This window comes from Actinosynnema sp., from assembly GCF_052038725.1.
The window spans coordinates 1-2,079 of the sequence record NZ_JBQGCX010001255.1; the positions used below are offsets into that span (position 1 = coordinate 1).

1 protein-coding gene is annotated in these 2,079 nt (G+C 72.5%); it reads right to left on the reverse strand.

The window, feature by feature from the left end:
- Positions 1 to 1,400, reverse strand: a 1,400-nt coding sequence (locus tag ACTUAL_RS26480; RefSeq protein ID WP_440902150.1) for a condensation domain-containing protein, incomplete at its 3' end; no start/stop codon positions are given.
- Positions 1,401 to 2,079 lie beyond the last annotated feature (679 nt).

Below are 2,079 nucleotides of genomic sequence, written 5' to 3' on the forward strand. Positions count from 1 at the left end.
GGTTCGCCGTCCAGCACGGCGGTGGCCTCGGCCTCGGTGGCGAGGACGACGTCCCCGACGCGCGTGGACGGGTCGGCGAGCAGCGCGTCCAGGACCAGGCGGTAGTGGCGGGCCAGCGCCTCGATCGTCGGCCGGTCGAACAGGTCGGTGGCGTACTCGAAGCGGCAGTCCACGTGGTCGCCGGAGAACTCCACGGCGAACTCGACGTCGAACTTCGCGGTGTCGTTGTCCAGTGAGCGCAGGGTGCTCTCCAGCCCGGCCAGCTCCGGGGGCGCGGTCACCTCGTTGACCGAGCACATCACCTGGAACACCGGGTTCATGCCCGCCTCGCGGTGCGCGTCCAGCGCGTCGACCACCCGGTCGAACGGCACGTGCTGGTGCGACAGGGCGTCGTGGGTCTCGGCGGTGACGCGGTCGGCGACCGCGCCCAGCGACGGGTTGTCCGACAGGTCGACGCGCAGCGCGACGGTGTTGGCGAAGAACCCGAGCGCGCTCTCCCAGTCCTCGCGGGTCCGGTTGATCACCGGCACGCCGACGACGACCCGGTCCCGGCCGCCGTAGCGGTGCAGCAGCACGGCCAGCGCGGTGAGCACGCCGGTGAACAGGGACGTGCCGCCGAGGCGGGAGCGCAGGTCCGCGGGCGCCGGGACGGGCACGTTCGCGCCGAGGGTGCTGGCCCGGAGCGGGCGCGGCCGGTCGGTGGGGATGCCCGCCTCGCCCAGGTGCCCGGAGAGGCGGTCGCGCCAGTGCGCCAGCTGCGCCTCGAAGACGGGGCCGCCCGCCTGGCCCGCCTCCCACCCGGCGTAGTCGGCGTACTGGGCCGCGGGCGGCAGGTCGGCGGCGCGCCCGAGCGCGCGGGCGGAGTAGAGCACGCCCAGCTCGCGGAACAGCACCGTCTCCGACCAGCCGTCGGTGACGACGTGGTGCAGGTTGAGCACGAGGTGGTGCTCGTCGTCGGCCACGCGCAGCAGCAGGGCCCGCAGCAGCGGCTCGCCGTCGAGGCGGAACGGCCGCGCGGCCTCCCGCGCGATCCGCGCCTCCACGTCCCCCTCGGCGACGGTCTCCACCGCGCGCGGCAGCGGGGCGGGCGGGCGCACCTCCTGGCGCACCTCGTCGTCCTCGTCGGCGACGAGGTCGGTGCGCAGCACCTCGTGCCTGGCGACCAGGTCGTCGAGCGCGCCCCACAGCGCGTCCGGGTCGAGCGGGCCCCGCAGGCGCAGCGCGAAGGGCACGTTGTACGCGGAGTTCGGGCCGTTGAGCTGGTCGAGGAACCACAGCCGCCGCTGGGCCGCCGAGGTGGGCAGGCCGCCCGCGGGGCGCGCCGGGGCTGGGGGCTCCGGCGCGGCGGAGAGCATCAGGCGCAGCAGCTCCCTGCGGTCCTGCGCGGCGCTGTCGACCATCCTGGTTCCCCACCCATCCCCGGCGCAGGCGTCGGCACGCCACCCAGAAATGGATTCACAGGTCGCGACAGACTCATTCGCATACCGGCTCGATCGTTCGAGCGATCATTTTTCCGTTCATCACGGATCGATCGGCATTGCTCACCCGAACAGCTTCCGAGTCCACCCGATCGGCCCACCGGACACTTCCCGAAGGTTCTCGGGAGGTGTCCGGGTGAGAACTTCCCCCAGCTGTCCCGGACAACTCCCAGGCCACTACAGCAGTCACCCCAGATGTTGTCAAGACCGCCCTTCGCCAGGACTTTCAACGGTCCCTTCGGAACGATTCGGGAGTCGTTGCGCTCCGTCCGGGGATCGGTTACGTTGCGGGAGCGGCGAGGTTTTCAGCTGCTTTGTTTCACACGTTGTTCCGACAATCAATCCCCACCTATTCGGCGTACTCGCGCCGTCGGTTGGGCCGCTGCGGGGTGTTCGGGTGGCGCCGGGTGGTCCCGGTGGCCGCCCCGAAGCCGTCCTGGACGTTCGAGGGAGGCCGGGCGTGTACGACACCGTCGAGACGATCACCTCGGACGAGGCCATCGACGGGCTGCTGACCCTCGTGCGCCGCTGCGGCACGCCGGCCGGGCCGACCGGGGGTGGCGCCTTCCACGGCGCGGTCCGGCACCTGCGGCCGATCGAC